The organism is Accumulibacter sp. (genome assembly GCF_032229525.1).
Taxonomy (GTDB): Bacteria; Pseudomonadota; Gammaproteobacteria; order Burkholderiales; family Rhodocyclaceae; genus Accumulibacter.
In genome coordinates this window covers 1-2,298 of record NZ_JAVTWB010000219.1, presented here as the reverse complement: position 1 = coordinate 2,298, position 2,298 = coordinate 1, and the positions used below count along the sequence as shown (strand labels likewise).

4 protein-coding genes are annotated in these 2,298 nt (G+C 68.9%); all 4 read left to right on the top strand.

Annotated elements, in window-relative coordinates; all coding sequences use genetic code 11:
* Positions 1–546 (top strand): isochorismatase family protein (locus tag RUW20_RS17580; protein WP_313953523.1); only part of this gene is annotated, 546 nt, incomplete at its 5' end.
* On the top strand, positions 539–814 hold the full coding sequence (locus RUW20_RS17575; RefSeq protein ID WP_313953522.1) for a DUF1272 domain-containing protein: 276 nt from the start codon (positions 539–541) through the stop codon (positions 812–814). The genes RUW20_RS17580 and RUW20_RS17575, both read left to right, overlap by 8 nt.
* Positions 815–818: 4 nt before the next feature.
* A complete protein-coding gene (locus RUW20_RS17570) occupies positions 819–1,709 on the top strand; it encodes an EamA family transporter (RefSeq protein WP_313953521.1) in 891 nt (296 codons plus the stop codon).
* On the top strand, positions 1,706–2,298 hold a 593-nt coding region (locus RUW20_RS17565), incomplete at its 3' end, for a DJ-1/PfpI family protein (RefSeq protein WP_313953520.1). The genes RUW20_RS17570 and RUW20_RS17565, both read left to right, overlap by 4 nt.

Sequence of the window (2,298 nt, the reverse complement as noted above, 5' to 3'; positions counted from 1 at the left end):
CTGCTCATCATCGATGTGCAGGAATCCTTCCGTCAGATGCCCTACTGGTCGGAGACCGACTTGCCGGCCTTCAAGGCCGCGGTTCTGCGCCTCGACAAGGCCTGCCGGGCGCACGGCGTGCCGGTGGTTCATATCTTCCACATCGGTCAGGCCGGGCCATTCACCGAGGCATCGGGCGCCGTGCGCGGGCTCGACTGGCTGCCGGGATCGCCCGATGGGTGTTTCTTCAAACACACGCACAACGCCTTCTCCGACACCGGCCTCGACCTGTGGCTGCGCCGCCGCGGCATCGAGCGCCTGATCATTACCGGCATCCGCACCGAGCAATGCTGCGAGACGACGACGCGCGTCGGGTCCGACATCGGCTACCAGGTCGATTTCGTCAGCGAAGCGACGCTCACTTTCCCGATGGAGCATCCGCTCAGCGGCCGCGTCTATTCGCCGGAGGAAATCAAGGCACATGCCGAACTGGTGCTCGGCGGACGCTTCGCGCGCCTGACCACCGTGGACGACTGCCTGGCCAGGCTGGGGGAAGAGCATGCTTGAACTGCGCCCCAACTGCGAGTGCTGCGATCGCGACCTGCCGCCCGACTCGAGCGAGGCGATGATCTGCTCCTTCGAGTGCACTTTCTGCGCCGACTGCGTGCGCACGAGTCTGGCTGGCCGCTGCCCCAACTGCGGCGGCGAGTTTGTCCGCCGGCCGATTCGTCCGGCGGACGAGCTGGTGGGTCATCCCGCTTCCACCAAGCGCGTCTTCAAGCCCCGCGACAGCACGCTTGCAGTGGCTGCGGTCAAGCCAGCACCGGAGCGCTGAGCGCGTGCCCCCGCGCGACCTCGCTCTGGCGCTGCTGGTAGTCGTCGTCTGGGGCGTCAACTTCGCCGTCATCAAGACCGGCGTCGCCGAGGTGCCGCCCCTGCTGCTCGGCGCCCTGCGCTTCATGCTCGCGGCCTGCCCGGCGGTCTTCCTGCTGCGCGCACCGAAGCTGCCCTTGCGGCTCTATCTGGCCTACGGCCTGAGCATCTCGGTCGGCCAGTTCGCCTTCCTGTTCACCGCCATCCACCTCGGCATGCCCTCCGGGCTGGCATCCCTGGTACTGCAGTCACAGGCTTTCTTCACCATGCTCTTCGCCGCACTGTGGCTCAAGGAAAGCTGGCGCCGCAGCCAGCTCGCCGGACTGATCCTGGCGGCCGGCGGCCTGGCGCTGATCGGCTGGTCGCACGGCGCGTCGATGCCGCTGGCGGGTTTCCTGTTCACCCTGGCGGCGGCTTCGATGTGGGCCGCCGGCAATATCGTCACCCGCGCGGTTGCCCGCCACGGGCCGATCAACCAGTTCGCCTTCGTCGTCTGGGCGAGCCTGGTGCCACCACTACCATTTTTTGCGCTGTCGCTGTCGATCGAAGGCCCGGCGGTGATTGTCGAGGCGCTCGCCCGCTTCAGCCTGCAGTCGTTCGCCGCCGTCGCCTACCTCGCCTGGGGGGCAACGCTGCTCGGCTACGGCCTGTGGACGCGGCTGCTGTCGCGCTATCCGGCCAACCAGGTGGCGCCGTTCAGCCTGCTCATCCCGCTGGTCGGACTCACCACCGGCTGGCTGGTCTTCGACGAAGCACTGCAACCGCTACACTACGCCGGCGCCGCGCTGCTGATGCTCGGCCTGGCGGTCAACCTCTTCGCCACCCGTCTGCTGGCCTGGGCGAAGGCGCGGCCATGACGCTCTCGGTGTGGTTCGTGCTGACGCCCAACGTGCTGCTGCTCGACTATGCCGGTCCCGCCGAGGCGCTGCGCATGGCCGCCGAGATGGCTGGCGACAGCGCCGACAGGATCGCCCTGCACAGCTGTTCGCCGGTGGCCAGCCTGCGGACCTCGCTGGGCATCGCCATCGACGGCCTCGAGCCGCTACCGGCGCGCCTGCCACCGCGCAGCCTGGTGATCGTCGCCGGCAACGCCTGCGAAGCCGAGGATTACACCCGGCCCGAGGCACATGCCGTGGTGGACTGGCTGCGCAGTGCGCTGCAGACGGACAGCCAGGTCGCCAGCATCTGCTCCGGCGCCCTGCTGCTCGCCGCCGCCGGCCTGCTCGACGGCCGCCGCTGCACCACCCACCACAGCCTGATCGACTCCCTGCAGGCCGCCGCGCCGTCGGCCAGGGTCGAGGTAAACCGGGTCTTCGTCGAGGATGGGCCAGTACTCACCAGCGCCGGCATCACCACCGGCATCGACCTCGCGCTGTACCTGATCGAACGCCACGCCGGCGCCGAACTGGCCGCCCGCGTCGCCCGCCGGCTGGTGGTCTATCAGCG